Annotated in this window: 17 protein-coding genes and 1 rRNA gene; 8 read left to right on the top strand and 10 right to left on the bottom strand. The window is 69.4% G+C overall.

The window, feature by feature from the left end:
• From JS521_RS20055 to thyX, 4 genes are all read right to left on the bottom strand, one after another.
• Positions 1 to 154, bottom strand: a 16S ribosomal RNA gene (locus JS521_RS20055); the annotation flags it as partial.
• Positions 155 to 812: 658 nt separating this feature from the next.
• Positions 813 to 2498, bottom strand: a complete 1686-nt coding sequence (locus JS521_RS20060) for a ribonuclease J (protein ID WP_205084355.1) — start codon at positions 2496 to 2498, stop codon at positions 813 to 815.
• A gap of 129 nt (positions 2499 to 2627) precedes the next feature.
• Positions 2628 to 3527 (bottom strand): 4-hydroxy-tetrahydrodipicolinate synthase, encoded by a 900-nt coding sequence (gene dapA / locus JS521_RS20065; RefSeq protein ID WP_205084356.1) that lies wholly within the window; start codon positions 3525 to 3527, stop codon positions 2628 to 2630.
• Positions 3528 to 3679: 152 nt separating this feature from the next.
• Positions 3680 to 4417 carry an FAD-dependent thymidylate synthase gene (thyX, locus tag JS521_RS20070; protein ID WP_205084357.1) on the bottom strand — a complete coding sequence of 246 codons (738 nt, stop codon included), beginning with the start codon at positions 4415 to 4417 and terminating at the stop codon, positions 3680 to 3682.
• A gap of 196 nt (positions 4418 to 4613) precedes the next feature.
• On the opposite strand from thyX, the gene JS521_RS20075 reads away from it, so the two are divergent.
• Complete coding sequence (locus JS521_RS20075) at positions 4614 to 4853, top strand: hypothetical protein (RefSeq protein WP_205084358.1); 240 nt, start codon at positions 4614 to 4616, stop codon at positions 4851 to 4853.
• A gap of 109 nt (positions 4854 to 4962) precedes the next feature.
• Complete coding sequence (locus JS521_RS20080) at positions 4963 to 5514, top strand: SCO5741 family PH domain-containing membrane protein (RefSeq protein WP_205084359.1); 552 nt, start codon at positions 4963 to 4965, stop codon at positions 5512 to 5514.
• A gap of 115 nt (positions 5515 to 5629) precedes the next feature.
• Here the strand turns inward: JS521_RS20080 and JS521_RS20085 are convergent, their stop codons facing one another.
• The 6 genes from JS521_RS20085 to eccD form a co-directional block, all read right to left on the bottom strand.
• Positions 5630 to 6091 (bottom strand): tetratricopeptide repeat protein, encoded by a 462-nt coding sequence (locus tag JS521_RS20085; protein ID WP_205084360.1) that lies wholly within the window; start codon positions 6089 to 6091, stop codon positions 5630 to 5632.
• A 10-nt stretch (positions 6092 to 6101) separates the two neighbouring features.
• The gene (dapB, locus tag JS521_RS20090) at positions 6102 to 6854 is read right to left on the bottom strand and encodes a 4-hydroxy-tetrahydrodipicolinate reductase (RefSeq protein ID WP_205084361.1); all 753 of its coding nucleotides are present in this window, start codon (positions 6852 to 6854) and stop codon (positions 6102 to 6104) included.
• Between the two features lie 26 nt (positions 6855 to 6880).
• Positions 6881 to 8260 (bottom strand): M16 family metallopeptidase, encoded by a 1380-nt coding sequence (locus tag JS521_RS20095; protein WP_205084362.1) that lies wholly within the window; start codon positions 8258 to 8260, stop codon positions 6881 to 6883.
• Complete coding sequence (locus tag JS521_RS20100) at positions 8257 to 10470, bottom strand: polyribonucleotide nucleotidyltransferase (protein ID WP_205084370.1); 2214 nt, start codon at positions 10468 to 10470, stop codon at positions 8257 to 8259. The genes JS521_RS20095 and JS521_RS20100 overlap by 4 nt, the downstream gene beginning before the upstream one ends.
• 319 nt (positions 10471 to 10789) lie before the next feature.
• Entirely contained in the window at positions 10790 to 11080 is a 291-nt protein-coding gene (gene rpsO, locus JS521_RS20105; protein ID WP_003965855.1) for a 30S ribosomal protein S15, read from the bottom strand.
• 212 nt (positions 11081 to 11292) lie between these two features.
• Complete coding sequence (gene eccD / locus JS521_RS20110) at positions 11293 to 12765, bottom strand: type VII secretion integral membrane protein EccD (protein ID WP_205084363.1); 1473 nt, start codon at positions 12763 to 12765, stop codon at positions 11293 to 11295.
• A gap of 186 nt (positions 12766 to 12951) precedes the next feature.
• Between eccD and eccCa the strand changes: the two genes are divergently transcribed.
• The 6 genes from eccCa to JS521_RS20140 all read left to right on the top strand — a co-directional run bounded on the left by eccCa (position 12952) and on the right by JS521_RS20140 (position 22085).
• Positions 12952 to 16917 carry a type VII secretion protein EccCa gene (gene eccCa / locus JS521_RS20115; RefSeq protein ID WP_205084364.1) on the top strand — a complete coding sequence of 1322 codons (3966 nt, stop codon included), beginning with the start codon at positions 12952 to 12954 and terminating at the stop codon, positions 16915 to 16917.
• A 66-nt stretch (positions 16918 to 16983) separates the two neighbouring features.
• Positions 16984 to 17493, top strand: a complete 510-nt coding sequence (locus JS521_RS20120; protein WP_307847925.1) for a hypothetical protein — start codon at positions 16984 to 16986, stop codon at positions 17491 to 17493.
• Positions 17494 to 17567: 74 nt separating this feature from the next.
• A complete protein-coding gene (locus tag JS521_RS20125) occupies positions 17568 to 18245 on the top strand; it encodes a hypothetical protein (protein ID WP_205084365.1) in 678 nt (225 codons plus the stop codon).
• A 94-nt stretch (positions 18246 to 18339) separates the two neighbouring features.
• The gene (locus JS521_RS20130) at positions 18340 to 20616 is read left to right on the top strand and encodes a DUF6571 family protein (protein WP_239487556.1); all 2277 of its coding nucleotides are present in this window, start codon (positions 18340 to 18342) and stop codon (positions 20614 to 20616) included.
• Between the two features lie 52 nt (positions 20617 to 20668).
• Positions 20669 to 21676 carry a hypothetical protein gene (locus JS521_RS20135; protein ID WP_205084367.1) on the top strand — a complete coding sequence of 336 codons (1008 nt, stop codon included), beginning with the start codon at positions 20669 to 20671 and terminating at the stop codon, positions 21674 to 21676.
• A 175-nt stretch (positions 21677 to 21851) separates the two neighbouring features.
• Positions 21852 to 22085 carry a DUF397 domain-containing protein gene (locus JS521_RS20140; protein ID WP_030085280.1) on the top strand — a complete coding sequence of 78 codons (234 nt, stop codon included), beginning with the start codon at positions 21852 to 21854 and terminating at the stop codon, positions 22083 to 22085.
• Positions 22086 to 22257: the final 172 nt, after the last annotated feature.

The following is a 22257-nucleotide window of genomic DNA, read 5'->3' on the forward strand; positions in this document are numbered from 1 at the left end:
GTTTCCAGGGCTTGTCCCAGAGTGAAGGGCAGATTGCCCACGTGTTACTCACCCGTTCGCCACTAATCCACCCCGAAAGGCTTCATCGTTCGACTTGCATGTGTTAAGCACGCCGCCAGCGTTCGTCCTGAGCCAGGATCAAACTCTCCGTGAATGTTTACCCGTAATCGGGTGCACACACACGAGAGCGGAACAACCGGTCGGAATAAGACCCGTTGTTCACAGCGTCCTCGCTGTGTTCTTGCCTACCCGACCGCCGAAGCAGACCCGGTAGGACTTTTCAAAGGAACCACCAACCTGCACCAGGTGCAGGCCGGGGTATCAACATATCTGGCGTTGACTTTTGGCACGCTGTTGAGTTCTCAAGGAACGGACGCTTCCTTCGGTCCCGTATTACCGGGGCCCTCCGGGCGCTTCCCTTCATTTTTACTTCTTTGTCCTGCTGTCTTGCTTTTCCGACTCTATCAGACGCTTTCCACTGTCTGACTCCCGGTCGAAGCGGGCCGTGCAGTTTCGCTTTCCAGGTTCTTCGCTTTCGCGTTTTCCCTTTCCGGCGAGTCCGACTTTACCAGACTCTTTTTCGTTCCGTTTCCGGTCCGAATTCGATTTCCGGTGGCCCGCGGAGTGGCCTTGCCTTTCGGCGGATCCGACTTTATCAGAGATTCTGAGTCGGAATTCCCGCCCCGCTCGGGGTGATCCAGGCGCACGAGTGCGCGCGGTGCTTCCCGTTCAGGCGGAGACGTAAACGTACTGGAGCGGGGCTCCTCGATGCAAATCGAGGGCCCCGCTCCAGGTCAGGCGGTCGTGAGGGGTCAGACCTCGACGACGACCGGAAGGATCATCGGGCGCCGGCGGTAGGTGTCGGACACCCACTTGCCGACCGTCCGGCGGACCATCTGCTGGAGCTGGTGGGGCTCCATCACGCCGTCCTGCGCCGACTTGTCCAGGGCTTCCTGGATCTTCGGGGTCACGCCGACGAAGGCGTTGTCGTCGATGCCGGAGCCCCGGGCCTGGATGTGGGGGCCGCCCACGATCTTGCCCGAGGAGCTGTCGACCACGATGAACACCGAGATGATGCCCTCGTCGCCGAGGATGCGGCGGTCCTTGAGGGAGGTCTCGGTGACGTCCCCGACGGAGAGGCCGTCGACGTAGACGTAACCGGCCTGGACCTTGCCGACGATCTTGGCCTTGCCGTCGATGAGGTCGACGACCACGCCGTCCTCGGCGATGACGATGTGGTCCTTCGGCACGCCGGTGAGCGCGCCCAGCTCGGCGTTGGCCCGCAGATGGCGCCATTCGCCGTGGACCGGCATCAGGTTCTTCGGCTTGCAGATGTTGTAGAAGTACAGCAGCTCGCCGGCCGAGGCGTGGCCCGAGACGTGGACCTTGGCGTTGCCCTTGTGGACGACGTTGGCGCCCCAGCGGGTCAGGCCGTTGATCACGCGGTAGACCGCGTTCTCGTTGCCGGGGATGAGGGACGACGCCAGGATCACCGTGTCGCCGGGGACGATCCGGATCTGGTGGTCGCGGTTGGCCATCCGGGAGAGCGCCGCCATGGGCTCGCCCTGCGAGCCCGTGCAGACCAGCACGACCTCGTCGTCCGGGAGGTCGTCGAGGGTCTTGACGTCCACGACCAGTCCGGCGGGGACCTTCAGATAGCCCAGGTCACGGGCGATGCCCATGTTGCGGACCATCGAGCGGCCGACGAAGGCGACCCTGCGGCCGTACTCGTGGGCGGCGTCCAGGATCTGCTGGATGCGGTGCACGTGGCTGGCGAAGCTCGCCACGATGATGCGCTTCTGGGCGTTGGCGAAGACCGTGCGCAGGACGTTGGAGATGTCCCGCTCCGGCGGCACGAAACCGGGGACCTCGGCGTTCGTGGAGTCGGAGAGGAGGAGGTCGATGCCCTCCTCGCTGAGGCGCGCGAACGCGTGCAGGTCGGTGAGACGGCCGTCCAGCGGGAGCTGGTCCATCTTGAAGTCACCGGTGGCCACGGCCATGCCCGCGGGGGTGCGGATGGCGACGGCCAGCGCGTCCGGGATCGAGTGGTTGACCGCGATGAACTCGCAGTCGAAGACGCCGATGCGCTCGCGCTGCCCCTCCTTCACCTCAAGGGTGTAGGGGCGGATGCGGTGCTCCTGGAGCTTCGCCTCGATGAGCGCGAGCGTCAGCTTCGAGCCGATGAGGGGGATGTCCGGCTTCAGGCGCAGGAGGTAGGGCACGCCGCCGATGTGGTCCTCGTGGCCGTGCGTGAGGACGATGCCCTCGATGTCGTCCAGGCGGTCCCGGATCGTGGTGAAGTCCGGCAGGATCAGGTCGATGCCCGGCTGCTCCTCCTCGGGGAAGAGGACGCCGCAGTCGACGATGAGCAGGCGGCCGCCGTACTCGAAGACCGTCATGTTGCGGCCGATCTCGCCCAGGCCGCCGAGCGGGGTGACCCGCAGGGCGCCCTTCGGGAGCTTCGGCGGGGTACCGAGTTCAGGGTGCGGATGACTCAAAAGACTCTCCTTACCACGCACGCCACGTACCGCTGAGGCACGTGGCGCGCATGTCATTCGTGCACTTGCTGTTGTCTTGGGTGGTGCTCGATGCGAGTCGCCTCGCGTGTTCAGTTGTGAAGTCTGTGTTCAGAGCTGTACCCCGCCGGCGGCGAGATCGATCTTGAGCTGGGCCGTCTCCTGGGCGCTGAGCTCCACCAGGGGCAGGCGCAGCGGTCCGGCCGGGAGGCCCTGGAGGGTCAGGGCGGCCTTCGTGGTGATGACGCCCTGGGTGCGGAACATGCCGGTGAAGACCGGGAGCAGCTTCTGGTGGATCTCGGTGGCCTTCTGGACGTCGCCGCTCAGGTGCGCCTCGATAAGGGCCCGCAGGTCGGGGGAGACCACGTGGCCGACCACGGAGACGAAGCCGACCGCGCCGACCGAGAGCAGCGGCAGGTTGAGCATGTCGTCGCCGGAGTACCAGGCGAGGCCGGATTCGGCGATGGCCCAGCTGGCGCGGCCCAGGTCGCCCTTGGCGTCCTTGTTCGCGACGATCCGCGGGTGGTCGGCCAGCCGCACGAGAGTCTCGGTGTCGATCGGAACGCCGCTGCGGCCGGGGATGTCGTACAGCATCACGGGCAGGCCGGTGGAGTCGGCGATGGCAGTGAAGTGCCGGAGCAGGCCCTCCTGCGGCGGCTTGTTGTAGTACGGCGTGACGGCCAGCAGGCCGTGGGCGCCGGTGCGCTCGGCCGTCCGGGCGAGCTCGACGCTGTGGCGGGTGTCGTTGGTGCCGATGCCGGCGACGACGTGCGCACGGTCGCCGACCGCTTCGAGCACCGCCCGTACGAGCTGGTCCTTCTCCGTGTCACTGGTGGTCGGGGACTCACCGGTGGTGCCGTTGACGATCAGGCCGTCATTGCCTGCGTCCACCAGGTGGGCGGCGAGCCGCTGGGCGCCGTCGAGATCGAGAGCGCCGTCCGCCGTGAAGGGCGTGACCATAGCGGTGAGGACCCGCCCGAAGGGGGTCTGCGGAGTGGAGATCGGAGCCATGGGTAACACGCTACTCGCTGCTCAGCGCGCGGGGTGCCCTCGGGGGGACGGGGAAGAGGAGCCCGGCACTGCCTGCTCGGGGGTTCAAGCAGTGCCGGGTCCGTTTGATCAGCCTAGATGAACTTCTCGAAACGCCGCAATACGGACACCGCCTATGGGGCGACCCGTCCATTTTTGTTGAAGGCGGCATGAGTCAGCGGCATGAGCCGCTCCCAGTGGGCTTCCATCTGCTCGCCGACCATTTCGATCTCGCGCTGCGGGAAGGACGGGACCTTCGCCAGCTCGTGCTGGGTGCGCAGGCCGAGGAAGTGCATCAGGGAGCGTGCGTTGCAGGTGGCGTACATCGAGGAGAAGAGGCCTACGGGGAGCACCGCGCGGGCGACCTCGCGGGCCACGCCCTTCGCCAGCATCTCCTGGTACGCCTCGTAGGAGGCCCGGTAGGACTCCTCCATGGCGCGGGTCGTGACGTCGTACTGCTCCTCGGTGCCCTCGACGAAGACGTACTTGCCGGGGCGGCCCTGCTGGACCAGCTTGCGGGAGGTTCCGGGGACGTAGAAGACCGGCTCCAGCTCCCTGTAGCGGCCCGATTCCTCGTTGTACGACCAGCCGACGCGGTGCCGCATGAACTCGCGGAACACGAAGATCGGGGCGCTGATGAAGAAGGTCATCGAGTTGTGCTCGAACGGGCTGCCGTGCCGGTCCCGCATGAGGTAGTTGATGAGCCCCTTGGAGCGCTCGGGGTCCTTGGTGACCTCTTCGAGCGACTGCTCGCCGGCGGTGGAGACCCGGGCGGCGAACAGCACGTCCGCGTCGCGCGCGTCGCTCTTCACCAGCTCGACGGTGACGTCACTGCGGAAGTGGGGCTTTGCGGGTTCGGGGGTGTCGGTCACCGACGGGGGTCCTTCCAGGGGCTTCGCTCGGGCGGCGACCACTTTACGGGCCGGAGGACCGTGCATGTACGCGGCCGTCTCGGGCAGCCGTTCGTGGAGTTCCCCCAACAAGTACGGCGATTCGGGCACCGATTCGGGCTGTCGTACGTCTGACTCAATAGCAGCACCCGTCATGCAGATCAAGGAGAGTTTCCTCATGTTCCGCCGGCGTGAAGCCGTCCCGTTCTCGTTCGTCGCGGAGTCCGACCGGTTCCGCAGTAATGTCACTCCCCCGCCCTCCACCCGCGCCACCGTTCCCGAACTGCTGGGGCGATCGCTCGTCGGGCTGACCGTCGTCGCCGGTCTCGCCGGCTCGCTGCTGCTCGGTCTGCCGGCGCTCGACTCCGGACAGCCCGCGGAGCACGGCAAGCAGTCCACCGCTTCGCAGGGCCGCTGAGTCGTGGGCCGCTGACTCGTACGGACCCCCTGGGGTGGTCGGGCCGGGGGCGGTCTCGGTAGCCTCACCGGGCACAGCAATCGAGCGTGCTTGTGAGTGAGGATGAGTCGTGCCCCTGCCCTTTCTGACGGCCGACCGCGCATTCGACGCGAGCGCGGAGGACGTTGCTCTGCCGTTCGACGACCACGACAGCTGGCGGCGGCCCTACCGCCCCGGTCCGTGGCGGGTCGCGGCGGCGGCCACCCTGTTGCTGCTGGCCTCGTTCGTTCTGCTCGCGGCCATGATCATCGGAGTGGCCGGAGCGCCTTCGGGCGCCACCGTGTGTCTGGCTCTGGCCGGTGCGGTGATCGCCGCCGCCCTGCGGCTGCTGCGGGTCGGCGCGTGGGTCAGCCGCCATGGTGTGCGGCGCGTCGGCTTCTTCCGGACCACCACGGTGGCATGGAGCGGTACGTCGGCGGTTCGTACGGTCCAGCAGCCCGTGAAGTGGATGGGCTTCCCCCGTACGGTCCAGGGCCAGGCGCTCGTCGTGGTCCGGCGGAGCGGTGAGACGCTGCCGCCGCTGGCCACCGACCACAACGCGGACTTCCTCGGGCGCGAGGAGGCGTTCGAGCGGGCCACGGATGGGGTGGAGGCCTGGGCGGATGAGTATCGGCAGGGGTGAGCGTCTTCCTGTCGGCGCCTGTACGTGAGTGAGCCCGGTACCCATGGGGGTGCCGGGCTCATCTGCGTACCGCGGGAAAGATGTCCTCAATCGCCGGACGAGCTTGATTTTGTCCTCAGGCGCCGGACGGGCTGGAGGGGGCGGTCCTCCGCAGGGCGATCGCCCTCTGCATCGCCTTGCGGGCCCTGGGGGTGTCTCTCGCGTCCTGGTAGGCGACCGCCAGTCTGAACCAGGTCCGCCAGTCGTCCGGGGCGTCCTCGGTCTCCTCGCGGCGCTTGGTGAAGACCGCGTCGGCGGCGTCCCGGTCGATGCGGCCGGACGGGGTGCGGGCCAGGTCGTCGACCGGGAGGCCGCCCTCCGCGTCCAGCTCGGCCGCCAGCGCGTTGGCGCGGCGGACGAACTGGGTGTTCTTCCAGAGGAACCAGACGCCGATCACCGGCAGGATCAGCACGGCTACGCCGAACGTGACCGTGAGCAGCGTGCCGTGCCGGATGAGCATCAGGCCGCGGCCGCCTACCAGGACGAAGTAGAAGACCAGGACGGCTGCCGTGGTGAAGTAGGTGATCTTTGCGCGCATGAGGGCTCAGTCAGTTCAGGTCGAGGAAGTGTTCCAGGCCGAACGTGAGACCGGGAGTGGTCACCACGCGGCGGACGCCGAGCAGGATGCCCGGCATGAAGCTGCTGTGGTGGAGGGAGTCGTGGCGGATGGTGAGGGTCTCGCCCTCGCCGCCGAGCAGCACTTCCTGGTGGGCCAGCAGGCCGCGGAGGCGGATCGCGTGGACCGGGACGCCGTCGACGTCCGCGCCGCGCGCGCCGTCCAGGGCGGTGGTGGTGGCGTCCGGCTGGGGTGCGCTGCCCGCCTTGGCGCGGGCCGCCGCGATGAGCTGGGCGGTGCGCGTCGCGGTGCCGGAGGGGGCGTCGACCTTGTTGGGGTGGTGCAGTTCGACGACCTCGACGGACTCGAAGTAGCGGGCGGCCTGCTCCGCGAACTTCATGGTCAGGACCGCGCCGATGGAGAAGTTCGGGGCGATGAGGACCCCGGTCTCCGGGGAGTTGTCCAGCCAGGTGGTCAGCTGCGCGAGCCGTTCGTCGGTCCAGCCCGTGGTGCCGACGACGGCGTGGATGCCGTGCCGGACGCAGAAGTCGAGATTGCCCATCACCGATGCGGGAGTGGTCAGCTCGACGGCGACCTGGGCGCCCGCCTCGGCGAGGGTCTCCAGCTTGTCGCCCCGGCCCAGGGCCGCCACCAGCTCCAGGTCGTCGGCGGCCTCGACGGCTCGTACGGCCTCGGAGCCGATACGGCCCTGAGCACCGAGAACGGCTACGCGCAGCTTGGTCATGGTGATTCCTTCAGGGGATTAAGGGGTTAGGAGACGGCTTCGTGGAGGCGGTCCGCCTGCTTGTCCTTGAGGGGGCCGATGACCGAGAGCGAGGGGCGGTGGGTGAGGAGTTCCCCCGCCACCTCCCGTACGTCGTCGGGGGTGACCTCCGCGATCCGGGCGAGCATGTCGTCGACCGACATCTGCTCGCCCCAGCACAGCTCGCTCTTGCCGATACGGTTCATCAGCGCGCCGGTGTCCTCCAGGCCGAGGACGGTGGAGCCGGAGAGCTGGCCGATGGCGCGGGCGATCTCGTTGTCGTCCAGGCCGTGCGTGGCGACCCGGTCCAGTTCGTCGCGGCAGATCTTGAGGACGTCGTGGACCTGGTTGGGCCGGCAGCCCGCGTAGACGCCGAAGAGGCCGCAGTCGGCGAAGCCCGAGGTGTACGAGTACACGCTGTAGGCCAGGCCGCGCTTCTCCCGCACCTCCTGGAAGAGGCGCGAGCTCATTCCGCCGCCGAGGGCTGTGTTGAGGACCCCGAGGGCCCAGCGGCGGTCGTCGGTGCGGGCGAGGCCGGGCATGCCGAGGACCACGTGGGCCTGCTCGGTCTTGCGGTTCAGCAGCTCGACCTTGCCGGCGGTGCGCAGGGTGCGGGAGCCCTCGCGGGGCGCCATGGGCACCGCGTCCGTACGGGAGAGGGCGCCGGCCTTCTCGAAGGCGCGGCGTACCTGCCGTACGACCGTGGCGTGGTCGACGTTGCCCGCGGCGGCGACGACCAGGTGCGTGGGGTCGTAGTGCTTCTTGTAGAAGCGGGCGATCTGGCCGCGGTTCAGGGCGTTGATCGTGTCGACGGTGCCGAGGACCGGGCGGCCCAACGGGGTGTCGCCGAGCATGGTGTGCGCGAACAGGTCGTGCACGCAGTCGCCCGGGTCGTCCTCGGTCATCGCGATCTCTTCGAGGATGACGCCGCGCTCGGCGTCGACGTCCTCGGGGGCGATCAGCGAGCCGGTCAGCATGTCGCAGACCACGTCGATGGCCAGCGGCAGGTCGGTGTCGAGGACCCGCGCGTAGTAGCAGGTGTACTCCTTCGCCGTGAAGGCGTTCATCTCGCCGCCGACCGCGTCGATCGCGGAGGAGATGTCGAGGGCGGTGCGCTTGGCGGTGCCCTTGAAGAGAAGGTGTTCGAGGTAGTGGGTCGCGCCGTTCAGGGTGGGCGTCTCGTCGCGGGAGCCGACGTTCGCCCAGATGCCGAAGGTGGCGGACCGGACGGAGGGCAGGGTCTCGGTGACGATCCGCAGACCGCCGGGGAGGACGGTACGACGGACGGTGCCGATGCCGTTGGTGCCCTTGAGAAGCGTTTGGGTACGGGCGAGGGGGCGCGCCTCCGGGGAGGTGCGGGCCGTCGTCGCGGAACTACGGGACGTCACTTGTCGGTGTCGTCCTTCTTCTCGTCCTCTTCGCCCTCGATGACGGGGATGAGGGAGAGCTTGCCGCGGGAGTCGATCTCGGCGATCTCGACCTGGACCTTGGCGCCGACGCCGAGCACGTCCTCGACGTTCTCCACGCGCTTGCCACCGGCGAGCTTGCGGATCTGCGAGATGTGCAGCAGACCGTCCTTGCCCGGCATGAGCGAGACGAACGCACCGAAGGTGGTGGTCTTGACGACCGTACCCAGGTAGCGCTCGCCGACCTCCGGCATGGTCGGGTTGGCGATGGCGTTGATCGTGGCGCGGGCGGCCTCGGCCTGCGAGCCCTGCTGGGCACCGATGTAGATGGTGCCGTCGTCCTCGATCGTGATGTCGGCGCCGGTGTCCTCCTGGATCTGGTTGATCATCTTGCCCTTGGGGCCGATGACCTCACCGATCTTGTCCACCGGGATCTTGACGGTGATGATCCGCGGGGCGTTCGGGGACATCTCGTCCGGGACGTCGATGGCCTCGTTCATGACGTCCAGGATGTGCAGACGCGCGTCACGGGCCTGCTTCAGCGCGGCGGCCAGGACCGAGGCGGGGATGCCGTCGAGCTTGGTGTCGAGCTGGAGCGCGGTCACGAACTGCTTCGTACCGGCGACCTTGAAGTCCATGTCGCCGAAGGCGTCCTCCGCACCGAGGATGTCGGTGAGGGCGACGTAGTGGGTCTTGCCGTCGATCTCCTGCGAGATCAGGCCCATGGCGATACCGGCGACGGCGGCCTTGAGGGGCACACCGGCGTTCAGCAGCGACATGGTGGAGGCGCAGACCGAGCCCATGGACGTCGAGCCGTTGGAGCCCAGCGCCTCGGAGACCTGGCGGATCGCGTAGGGGAACTCCTCGCGGGTCGGGAGGACCGGCACGATGGCGCGCTCGGCGAGCGCTCCGTGGCCGATCTCGCGGCGCTTGGGCGAGCCCACGCGGCCGGTCTCACCGACGGAGTACGGCGGGAAGTTGTAGTTGTGCATGTAGCGCTTGCGGGTCACCGGGGAGAGGGTGTCCAACTGCTGCTCCATGCGGAGCATGTTGAGGGTGGTGACGCCCAGGATCTGGGTCTCGCCACGCTCGAACAGCGCCGAGCCGTGCACGCGCGGGATGGCCTCGACCTCGGCGGCGAGCGTACGGATGTCCGTGACGCCGCGGCCGTCGATGCGGACCTTGTCCTTGATGACGCGCTCGCGGACCAGCTTCTTGGTCAGCGAGCGGTACGCGGCGGAGATCTCCTTCTCGCGGCCCTCGAAGGCCGGGAGCAGCTTCTCGGCGGCGATCTCCTTGACGCGGTCCAGCTCGGCCTCGCGGTCCTGCTTGCCCGCGATGGTGAGCGCCTGCGTCAGCTCGGAGGTGACGGCCTTGGCGAGCGCCTCGAAGACGTCGTCCTGGTAGTCCAGGAAGACCGGGAACTCGCCGACCGGCTTGGCGGCCTTGGAGGCGAGGTCCGACTGGGCCTTGCAGAGCGCCTTGATGAAGGGCTTCGCGGCGTCCAGACCGGCGGCGACGATCTCCTCGGTGGGAGCCTCGGCACCGTCCTTGACGAGCTGGATGGTCTTCTCGGTGGCCTCGGCCTCGACCATCATGATCGCGACGTCGCCGTCCTCCAGGACGCGACCGGCGACGACCATGTCGAAGACGGCGTCCTCGAGCTCGGTGTGCGTCGGGAACGCGACCCACTGGCCCTTGATCAGGGCGACGCGGGTGGCGCCGATCGGGCCGGAGAAGGGCAGGCCCGCCAGGATGGTGGAGCAGGAGGCGGCGTTGATCGCGACCACGTCGTACAGGTGGTCGGGGTTGAGCGCCATGATCGTCTCGACGATCTGGATCTCGTTGCGCAGGCCCTTCTTGAAGGAGGGGCGCAGCGGGCGGTCGATCAGGCGGCAGGTGAGGATCGCGTCCTCGGAGGGCCGGCCCTCACGACGGAAGAAGGAGCCGGGGATCTTGCCGGCAGCGTACTGCCGCTCCTCGACGTCCACCGTGAGGGGGAAGAAGTCGAGGTTGTCCTTGGGCCGCTTGGAAGCGGTGGTGGCCGACAGCACCATGGTGTCGTCGTCCAGGTACGCGACGGCGGAGCCGGCGGCCTGCTTGGCCAGGCGGCCCGTCTCGAAGCGAATGGTGCGGGTGCCGAAGGTTCCGTTGTCGATAACGGCCTCGGCGTAGTGGGTCTCGTTCTCCACTAGTGATTTCTCCATACTCGTCGTCTTTCGTCCTCGCGCCCGTGTGGCGGGGGACGGTGCGGGAGAGGCGCACCGTGGATGCGGGCCGGTCTTCGATCGAAGCTCCCGGGCATGTTCCCGGGGGCCACTACCGAGGACCGGCGGCGGCGCCGTAGCGCCTCTCCCTCGTTCCTGCGGGTCGCGCGTGTTCGGCGCGCGGGTCTTGCGGGTCGTGCGGGTGTCGCTGGACCCAGGTTACTGAGCTTGACACCGGTCGTGCACGTACGGCAAAGGGAGCGGTCCCCTCAAACGCGGGAACCGCTCCCTCTCCACAGCGTCCTTACTTGGCGCCGCCGGCCGCGCCACGGCGGATGCCGAGGCGGTCGACGAGCGCACGGAAGCGCTGGATGTCCTTCTTGGCCAGGTACTGCAGGAGGCGGCGACGCTGGCCGACCAGGATCAGCAGACCACGACGGGAGTGGTGGTCGTGCTTGTGCGTCTTGAGGTGCTCCGTCAGGTCCGAGATCCGGCGGGAGAGCATGGCGACCTGGACCTCGGGGGATCCGGTGTCACCCTCCTTCTGGGCGAACTCGGACATGATCTGCTTCTTCGTAGCGGCGTCGAGCGGCACGCGTACTCCTCTTGATGTTCGAAGCGCCCACGAGTGCCCCTGGTCTTGATCTCAGGGGAGCTTCCGTGACTCGGAGGCGAAGGTCCGATGAGCGCAGCCCCCAGGATGATCCGAGGACGCGTACACAAACGGCCACGGACAGACTACCAGCCGTTCGGGTCACGCCTCGCCCCCAGCCGCTGGTCAGGCGGCGGGGGGCCGGCGGCCGGCGGTCAGCTGGTGAGGGCGCGGGCCCGGACGAAGACGTCGAGGACCGCCAGGCAGAGCGGGACCAGCGAGAGCAGCACCACGCTCTCGGTCAGGTCGAGGAGGCGGCCCCAGAACGGCGAGAGCCCCTTGCGCGGGATGACCAGGCCGATCGCGGTGAGCAGGGCGGCTCCGGCGGCGACGGCGGCGGAGAGCCAGATCGTCCGGATGTCCAGGGCGCCGCGGTCGCCGTAGCGGACCAGCTCGTACAGGAGGTCGGCCGGCGGGTTCAGGGAGAGGCCGAGGACGAGGAGCCCGATGGCGCCGATGCCGGCCACCAGGACGCAGGCGACCTGGGAGGTGTAGCGGAAGAGGCGGGCGCGCAGCAGCATGGCGAGGCCCGCGGCCAGGGCGAGGAACTGGCCCCAGATGTTGTCGGAGAAGCCGAGGACGGCGGCCGAGCCGACGGCCACGGCCGCGCAGCCGCCGACGAGTCCGAGGAGCATCTCGTGGCCGCGGCGGGCCTGGGCGGCGATGCGGTCGGCGTCGACGGGCTCCGGGTCGCCCTCGGGCGTGTCCGGGTCGTTGTCGTCGTAGCCGGCCGGGGCGGTGCGCGGCGAGGCGTAGCCGATGGGCAGGCGCGCGAAGCGTGCGGAGAGGCCGGGGAGGAAGGCGACCAGGCCGAGCGCGACCGGAGCGCAGACGGCGGCGGTCTCGGTGGCGGAGGCCTCGGTGAGAATCGCGACGAAGGTGGCCAGGGTGCCGACGGTGGCCAGGAAGGTGGTCGCGACGAAGGGCGCGTCGCCGCTGGGGGTCAGGGCGACCAGGACCACCGAGGCGACCAGCACGGCGACGCAGCCGAGGAGGAACTGCAGCCGGCCCGGTCCCTGGCCGGCGTCCGGGCCGATGATGCCGGAGCCGGCGATGAGGACGAGCGGGAGGGCGCCGAGGCCGAGGGCGACGGCGGTGGAGCGGTCGCCGTAGACCCGGGCGCGTACGCCGGCGAAGGCGGTGAGGAGCAGTCCGGCGGAGCCCGCGATGATGCCGGGCAGGCTGTGCATGTCGTGGCGCACCGGGTCGGCGAACCAGATCACGAAGGCCATGAGGACGAGCAGCAGGACGCCGCCGACCAGGCCGGCGCCGCGCAGGAGTTCGTCGCTCCACAGGTGGCGGTCGCGGGTGACGGCGGAGGCGACGGCGTCGGAGACGTCGTCGAAGACCGCGGGCGGCAGCGACTGGCCGAAGGGGCGCAGGCTGAGGATCTCGCCGTCGAGGACCTGCTGGACGCCGAGGGTGCGGGCGCCGTCCAGGACCGTTCCGTCGCGGCGGACGAGGTGGTAGCCGGTGGGTGTTCCGGCGGCCTGGGTCTGGCCCGTGAGACGCAGGATCTCGGGGTAGACGTCGGCGACGGCGATGTCCTCGGGCAGGGCGACGTCGATCCGGCTGTCGGGTGCCACGACGGTGACGCGGCAGAAGCCCGTCGCTGCGGTCGTACTCACGTGTCTGGTCCCCCTGATTCGCGGTTGCGCACGGTGCGCGCGCCACCCTACCGGGAGGGGACCGGGGGGCCTGCAAGTAGGATCGCCGTCGCGCGGACGGAAGTTGTGCGCGCACGCAGCCACGGGGGCGTCGGTGCGGATCAAGACCGGCTTTCCGCCCGTCCGTACCGAGGGATTGATGTTCCGGTGAGCCAGATCGTCGTGAAACGACCTCCGCGGTCCCTGCCGCCGGAAGTACCGGCGGACGAGTTGACGTTGGAGCCGCCTCCGGAGCTGCCGCGCGGGCAGCAGGAGGGCATGCTGATGCAGATCCTGCCGGTGCTCGGCATGGGTTCGTCGGTGGTCTTCTTCTTCTCGCCGCAGGCCCCTCCGTTCATGCGGATCATGGGCGTTCTGATGCTGGTCTCGACGGTCGGCATGGTGGTTGCCCAGCTTGTCCGGTATCGCCGCGGTACGCAGGGGCAAATGGCAGATGTCCGCCGCGACTACCTCAAGTACCTGGCGCAGACGCGGCGCACGGTCCGGCGGACGGCGCGCAAGCAGCGTGATGTGCAGCTGTATCTGCATCCGTCGCCGGAGCAGTTGTGGTCGGTGGTGGCGGAGGGCTCGCGGCTGTGGGAGCGGCGCGTGGGCGACAAGGACTTCGCGCAGGTGCGGATCGGTCTCGGCGCGCAGCAGCTGTCGACGCCGCTGGTGGCCCCGGAGACCGCGCCGGTGGACGAACTGGAGCCGATGTGCGCCGGTGCGATGCAGAAGTTCTTGGCGGTGCACGGGTCGTTGGACGGGCTGCCGATGGCGGTCTCGATGCGGGCCTTCTACCACGTGACGGTCTCCGGTCATCCGGAGGCGGCGCAGTCCACGGCGCGTTCGATGGTGGCACAGCTGGTGACGCTGCACTCCCCCGAGGACCTGCTGGTCGCGGTGGTGGCGGCCCCGAACGCGGTGGAGCGCTGGGACTGGACGAAGTGGCTGCCGCACGCGCAGGCGCCGGGCGAGATCGACGGAGCCGGTACGAAGCGGCTGTTCGGCGACGACCTCGGCGAGCTGGAGCAGCTGATGGCGAGCCGTCTGGAGGGCCGGCCGCGGTTCGGGCGGGAGACCCAGCCGGTGCTGGACCAGCCGCATGTCGTGGTGGTCCTGGACGGCGGGATGGTGCCGCCGGACTCGCTGTTCGCGGCGGCCGAGGGGCTGCAGGGCGTGACCATCGTCGAGGTGGTCTCCGGGGATCTGGACGAGCAGCGCGGCGGTCTGTCGGTGGTGGTGCGGCCGGGGCTGCTGCGTCTGGAGTCGGGTGCGGGTCTGGCGTACGAGGGGGTGCCGGACACGATGTCGCTGCCGGCCGCCGAGGCGTTGGCCAGGCAGTTGGCGCCGCTGCGGACGGGCGGGGGCGACGACGACGAGCCGCTGCTGGCGAACCTGGACTTCACGGATCTGCTGAATCTGGGCGACGCCGGTTCGGTCGATGTGGCGCGTACCTGGCGGCCCCGGTCGGTGTCGGAGCGGCTGCGGGTGCCGATCGGGGTCGGCGAGGGCGGTGCGCCGGTGATGCTGGACCTCAAGGAGGCCGCGCAGGAGGGCATGGGGCCGCACGGGCTGTGCGTCGGCGCGACGGGTTCCGGCAAGTCGGAGCTGCTCCGGACGCTGGTGCTGGGTCTTGCGGTGACGCACTCGTCGGAGACGCTGAACTTCGTGCTCGCGGACTTCAAGGGTGGTGCGACGTTCGCCGGGATGTCGCAAATGCCGCACGTGGCGGCGGTGATCACGAACCTGGCGGACGACCTGACGCTGGTGGACCGCATGGGCGACGCGATCCGCGGTGAACTCCAGCGGCGCCAGGAGCTGCTGCGGTCGGCGGGCAACTACGCCAACATCCACGACTACGAGAAGGCGCGGGCGGCGGGCGCGGCGCTGGAGCCGCTGGCCTCGCTGGTGCTGGTGATCGACGAGTTCTCCGAACTCCTCACCGCCAAGCCGGACTTCATCGACATGTTCATCCAGATCGGCCGGATCGGCCGTTCGCTGGGGGTGCATCTGCTGCTGGCCTCGCAGCGCCTGGAGGAGGGCAAGCTGCGCGGTCTGGACACGTATCTGTCGTACCGGATCGGTCTGCGGACCTTCTCGGCGTCGGAGTCGCGTACGGCGCTGGGTGTGCCGGACGCGTACCACCTGCCGTCGGTGCCGGGTTCCGGTTACCTCAAGTTCGGTACGGACGAGATGACCCGCTTCAAGGCGGCGTACGTGTCGGGGACGTACCGCACGGGCGGTGCGGATCTGTCGGTGGGGCAGCTGTCGGTCGACCGGCGGCCCGCGGTGTTCTCGGCGGCGCCGGTCCCGGTGGTGTACCGGACGCCGGATCCCGCGCTGCTGGCCGCGGAGGCGGCGCGGGCGCAGGCGGAGGACGAGGCGCTGGCGGACACGGTGCTCGATGTGATCGTGCGGCGGCTGGAGGGCCAGGGGGTGCCGGCGCATCAGGTGTGGCTGCCGCCGCTGGACCGGGCGCCGACACTGGACCAGTTGCTGCCGGGGCTCGCGCCGACGGCGGACCGCGGGTTCACCTCGACCGAGTACACGCGTCCGGGCGGGCTGGTCGTGCCGCTGGGTCTGATCGACAAGCCGTTCGAGCAGCGGCGTGAGCTGTTGTACCGGGACTTCTCCGGTGCGGCCGGTCATCTGCTGATCGTGGGCGGCCCGCAGTCCGGCAAGTCGACGCTGGCGCGTGCGTTGATCTCGTCGTTCGCGCTCACGCACACCCCGGAGGAGGTGCAGTTCTACGGGCTGGACTTCGGTGGTGGCGGCATGGTCTCGCTGGAGGGGCTGCCGCATGTCGGCGGGATGGCCTCGCGGCTGGATCCCGAGCGGGTGCGGCGTACGGTCGCCGAGGTCGTGGGGATCCTCAACCGGCGCGAGGAGTTCTTCCGCGCCAACTCCATCGACTCGATGAACACCTACCGGCGCAGGCGGGCCCGTGGTGAGCTGCCCGGCGAGGCGTGGGGCGACGTGTTCCTGGTCATCGACGGCTGGAGCGCGTTCCGGACCGAGTACGAGATGCTGGAGGAGGTCGTCACCGATCTCGCCGCGCGCGGTCTCGGGTACGGCATCCACCTGGTCGCCACGGCGGCCCGGTACATGGAGATGCGGGCGGCGGTGAAGGACCAGATGCTGGGCCGGCTCGAACTGCGTCTCGGTGACACCATGGACTCCGAGTTCGACCGCAAGGTCGCGGCGAACGTCCCCGCGGGGGTGCCGGGCCGCGGTCAGGTGCCGGAGAAGCTGCACTTCATGGGTGCGCTGCCGCGTATCGACTCGGTCAGCGACACGGCGGACCTGTCGGAGGGCACGGAGGCGTTCGTCGCCACGGTGCAGGCCGCCTGGTCGGGCCCGTCGGCGCCTGCCGTACGGCTGCTGCCGCGGATGCTGGGCGCGGACCGGCTGCCGAAGGGGTTCGAGTTCCCGGAGCGGGGCATCGCGATCGGCATCGACGAGACGGCGCTGGAGCCGGTGTTCGTCGACTTCGAGACGGACCCGTTCTTCCTGATCTTCGGCGACAGCGAGTCGGGGAAGACGAACCTTCTGCGGCTGATCGCCAAGCAGATCGCGGAGCGCTACTCCCCCGACGAGGCGAAGCTGGTCGTCGGCGACTACCGGCGGGCGTTGCTGGGCGCGCTGCCGGAGCAGCATCTGCTGGAGTACGCGCCGATGGCGAGCTCGATGCAGATGCACATGGAGGCGCTGGCCGGGGTGTTCTCCCGTCGGCAGCCGCCGACGGACGTGACGCCGCAGCAGCTGCGCGACCGCAGCTGGTGGACCGGTCCGCAGATCTTCATCATCGTGGACGACTACGACCTGGTGGCGACGAACGCGGGCAACCCGCTGGCGGCGCTGTCGGAGTACCTGCCGTTCGCCCGGGACACCGGGGTGCGGTTCATCATCGCGCGCAGCTCGGCGGGTGCGTCGCGCGCGATGTACGAGGGGTTCATGCAGCGCATCAAGGAGCTCGGCGCCCAGGGTGTGGTGCTCTCCGGCGATCCGGGCGAGGGCGACCTGATCGGCTCGGTGCGCGGCCATGCGATGCCGCCGGGGCGCGGGTACTTCGCCTCGCGGCGGCGCGGGACGCCGATGGTGCAGATCGGGCGGCTTCCGGAACGGCACTGAGACGGGACCGGGACCGGGGGCCGCGCATCGAAGGGATGTACGAGTGCCCGGAGGATGATGCATCGGGTGCGTAAGAAGGCCGTACCGGCCATGACCGGCGGTTACCGGAAGGGGATGGCAATGGGTTTCGACGAGGAGTGGGCGCAACTGCGGGCCGAGGCCACGCAGCGGCAGGCGACGAGCACACAGCTCAACGGGATTCCCGACGATTCCGGTCACGGTTTCGGGAACAACGTCCTGGCTTCGACGCCGCAGGAGAAGGCGGCGGCGTCCAGAACGATCCAGGATGAGCTGTTGGGCAGCACCTCCGACGCCGCGAACAAGGCGGACGAGTCGTCGAAGGCGGCGGCCAAGGAGTTCGCCGACTGGGCCACGGGGCCGGCCATCAAGAAGCTGGACGAGACCTGGGACAAGCAGGTGAAGACCTTGATGAACCGGCTCCAGACCGAGAGGGACGGTCTGAGCGGGACGGCGAAGAACTTCGCCGGGATCGAACTGGATGTCAGGTCCCAGTTCAGTCCGCTGCTCATATCCCCGTACGGCGCGGGGACGTCGGTCGGCGACGGCCAGAAATAGGCGCCGGGGGCGCGATGCCTGCGCCCCTCTCGCACCCCTCCCCGTACACGCAAGTCGAAAGGTCCCTCCCTTCCATGGAACGAACACGGCTGCGAAGCGGCGGCGCGCTGGGTGTGCTGCTCGCGGCGGCACTGCTGACCGGCTGCGGGCAGGACGATGGCGACGGCTCATCGGGGGCGGCGGACGGGACCGTGAGCGTGTCCGCGCTGCGGGCGGCAGTCGACGAGGTCGGGCCGGACGGAGCGGACGCGTGTCCGCTGCCGTACGACGTCGCCGAGGCGGCGAAGAAGGCCGGACTGCCCGGGAAGACGGGTGCGGGGCCCGCACCGGGCGACGACTCGGACGATCCCGCCGTCACCGGCGAGTCCAAGTGGGCCGCGGACGGGCCCGGCGGCTTCGCGACCCATCCCGGAGCGCTGATCAGTTGTCTGTTCCATGTCGGCGGCGAGACCGTCGAGGTCCACACGGTCGCCACGGAGTCGCGGAGGGCCGAGAACGTGCTGATGCCGGTGATCGTGAACGCCGGCGCGCTCTCGCTCGATGACGGCACGTCGTACCTGGAGCGGACGGCGTCCGCCGCGCCTGGTGAGGCGGTGGCCACCGCGAACGGCGGCTGCGTGACCGTACGGGTGAAGCCGGCCGACGACGGTGACGCCGCGCTGGTGGTGACGGCGGGCGCGGGCGACGGCGACGGGCCCGGCCGCGAGGAGCTCACCGCCATGGCTTCGGCGCTGCACGCTCAGCTCGGCTGACCGGGCGCCGCCACCGGACGGCCCGGTTCCCGCCGCCCGTCCGCTTCGACGAACACCGCATCAAGGGGGAGAGATGCTCACCTACAGCGAGGTCATGACGACTGACCTGGGCAAGCTGACGACGGCCGCTGACAAGTGGGACCACATGGCCGCGGAGATCAAGAAGGTCGAGACCCGCTACCAGGACACCGTGGGGCGCATCAGGATCGGCCAGTCCTGGTCGGGTGTGAGCGCGACCGGCGCGGGACTCAACTTCGCCGCCACGCGTTACGAGTACGCCGCGGCGCAGACCCAGGCCAAGGCCATCGCCTCGCTGCTGCGCGACGCCCACGATGATTTCGTACGGCTGAAGCGGAATCTGGAGAACCAGCGCGCCGCGGCGATCAAGGCCGGTATGAAGGTCTCCGAAGGTGGTGTGGTCACCTACGACTACTCGCTGCTCACGGACGCCGAGCGCGCGGCGACCCGGCACGACCCTGACTATGCGGCGAGCATCCGCACGTCCGTTGAGTCCTGGTCGAAGGCGCTCGACGACTGCGTCAAGGCGGTGGACGACGCGGACCGGGGCGTGAAGATCGCGCTGGAGGCCGTCACCGAGGACGGGTACGGCGACAAGAACGACAACACGCTCGGCGTCGGCTTCAACGCGCACGCGAAGGGTGACGTCGAGGAGTACGAAGCGGCGAACACCGCGGAAACCGCCATGCGCCTCAACAACGGCGAGAAGGTCTCCGCGGCCGAGATCGCGGAGTTCCAGCGCTCGGTGCGGGACAACAGCCACGACAAGCGCTTCTCCGAGACGCTGCTCAACAGCCTGGGCCCGGACGGGCTGATCAAGACCAACAACAAGCTCAACGACCGCGCGTACGACTCGGACACAAAGAACAAGAGCCAGTACCTGGAGATCCAGAAGGGGCTGGCCAACACCGTCGCCACGGCCACCCGGGTGCCGGGCAGCGTCAAGGACGCGCCGCCCGGATCGAAGGCGTTCAAGGACTGGGTGGCGTCGGATCAGGGCAAGTTCTACCGGGAGTGGACGGACAAGCTCGACAAGTCCGGTACGGAGAACTTCGGCAAGGACACACATCCGGTCTACGGCTATCAGTCGTTCGTCAGCCTGATGCGGCACGCGGACACGACGTTCGACGATCAGTTCCTCTACGAACTGGGTCATGATCTCATCGCCCTGGACAAGGACCAACCCCAGTACTTCCGGCAGTGGGGCGCCGCGCACGACGGCGTCGAGTCCGACCCCCTGGACGGGCTCCTGGGGGTGATGAGTAAGAACCCGGACGCGGCCACCGCGTTCTTCGACCCGGACGGTGTTGGTTCGGGCGAGAACCATGTCGACAACTCGCACATGGAGTATCTGGTCGGGCACGGCGAGGACGCCCGAGAATGGCCAAAGGTCGAGGTACCAGGCCTCACGACGCTAATGAAATACGACGATCCGAGCAACAAGATGGGACTGGGGTTGGCGCTGGAGGCCGCGGCGACGGGGCACCAGCCGGCAGGACCCGGGGAGCCCGCAGGAGAGCCGGGTCCGCACACCGACGCGCAAGCGCGGGTCATGCAGGGCGCCATCGAAACCCTCGACGCCGGGGCGGGCGGCGAGGAGATCCACGCCAACCTGCAGAAGAACCTCGGACGTGCCATCGCCGACTACGCCCAGGACAACCACCACATCCTGGCGGAGACGGGAACGAAGTACGGCAGCCCGGAGGGCAAGGCGGACATCTGGGGCTCGGGCAGCGACTCCGGTATCACCGTCGGCAAGGACAGCCTGATGCGAGTGATGCGCGGGGTCTCTGCCGACGACCAGACCTATGCGCTGCTCCAGGACACTCAGCGGTTCTACGCCATGGACCAGCTGTCCCAGGCGCCGAGGGAAAGCGGCGAGGGCCACGAGACGTGGAAGAACCCGGCCAGCGAGCTGGGCGCCGTGACAGGCGCGATGAACTCGATCGGTTCCGACGTCATCCTCGACGAGCGGGACGGCAAGGTCGATGCCGCCAACGACATGGCCCGTTACGGCTATCACCTCGGCGGGGCACCGATCACGGGGCTGCCTGTCTTCGGCGACACGGCGCAGCGCTTGGTCGACCTCGCCGCGTACGAGTGGTCCAAGGACGTCATCTCAGCGGCGGAGTCGGCCGGTCAGGAGAAGAACTCCAAGCACTACGCCAGCGGCGTCGACGGAACATACGTGCTGATCGACGCATGGGCGCAGGACCGCGGCGTGAACATCCATGACGAGGAGAACACCGCCAAGAACCCGAACTGGGACGCCTGGCAGGCTATGCGCCGGGAGGCCAAGCAGTCCTACTCCTCCTCACGCGGGGACGCTGCCGTCAACCTCGGCTGGGATTGACCGGCACCGGATCGCGATCATCGTCGAAGCGACCAAAGGAAGCGTCATCAGCATGGCCGTGTCACTGCTCCGTTCCACCCGTCGCAAGGTGGTTGCCACCGCGACGGCCGCCATCGTCGTGGCGGGCGGACTGTTCGCCGGTTTCGGCACGAACCTCTTCGGGCCCGACCGGCTCTGCGACGGGTGGGTGTCCGCCGCGGACGCCGAGCGCGCGCTGGGGGGCGGCGGCAGGCTGGGCGATTCCGTGACCCGGGCCACCGGAGCCGGCACCGAGGGGCCCGCGGTGTCCTGCACCGTGGAGCGCGGCGGCTGGTGGCCGGGCGGCGACCAGCGGCGCCTCACGGTCATGGTGACGAGTGAGCGACCCCGCTTCCCCTTCGAGCTGTCCGCCTGGAAGATCACGGGCGGCTCCGCGGTGCTCACCGGCGCGACGGCCGGCGCGGTGGAGGAGCGGACCGGCTGGGGGCTGCTGCCCGAAGCCTGTGCGGGCCGGGCCTCCGGCACGCGCGAGGGCCTAAGGCCGGTGATCCGGGTGTCGTCGTCCCCGGCGGACGCCGACCGGGATGCGTCGGGCGCGATCCTGAGGTCGGCGGCCGACGCGGTGGCGCGGGCGGCGGGCTGCGCGGAGCGGGCGGCTGGGGACGGCGTGGTGCTGGAGTCCCCCTCGACGCTACGGGAGACCGTGCCCGACGAGGTGTGCGGAATCGCGGGGTTCGCTCTGCCGGAGCTGCGCGGCAGCGCTGGGGCCGGGGTGCAGGAGCGGACGTCCGGTTCCTTCGGTTCGGGTTGGTTCTGCGATCTGTCGTTCTCCGGCGACGAGCGCAACGGCCCCTTCACCCGCTTCGCGGTCGTCCGTGACCCGTCACTGGCGTCTCCCCTCGCGGAGTCAGGTGCACGCCAGGTGGTCTGCGGCAGCGGGAAGGCCTACCTTGCGGTGGACAACGTTTCCTACCCGTGGGAACCGGAGGAGCGAGCGGCAGCGGGTCTGCCGCCGGAGACCGAGCTCGCTGAGCTGTTCGCCACGAAGGTGACGCCCGTGGTCACCGCGGAGTGCCGCTGACCTCGGGGGCGCGTAGAGAGGGTCCGTGGCGCCCGGACTTCCTGGGAGGCGTGGCGGGCCGCACCCGCGGGACGGCTCCCGCTCTCTTCTGACGGACGCCCCTGAGGTGAGTGGCGGGGATAATCTGGCGGCGGGGCGACGAGCAAGCTCCCGCAGCGCGAGAGAGAGGCAACTGATGGGCACCCAGCAGGAGAAGGACGAGCTGTACGCACTCGACATCTCGGGGGTGGAGTGGCTGAGCGCCCCCGGGACGGAGGAGGCGGAGGAGCGGGTGGAGATCGCTCATCTGCCGGGTGGAGCCGTGGCGATGCGGTCCTCGCTGGACCCGGACACCGTACTGCGCTACACGGAGGCCGAGTGGACCGCCTTCGTACTGGGTGCGCGGGACGGGGAGTTCGACCTGAAGTAGCCGGAACGGCACGCGAGAGGGGGGGGCCGCCGCGGGGGGGGGGGGCCCCCCGCCCCGCGGGGGGGGGGGGGGGGGCAGGGATGACCGCCCGCGGGGGGGGGGGGCCGCGGCCGCGCGCGCCCCGGGCGCCCCCCCCCCCGGCCCCCCCCACGGCTCAGATGCGGCCCGCGGC

The sequence above is a fragment of the Streptomyces durocortorensis genome (assembly GCF_016901035.1).
GTDB lineage: Bacteria > Actinomycetota > Actinomycetes > Streptomycetales > Streptomycetaceae > Streptomyces > Streptomyces durocortorensis.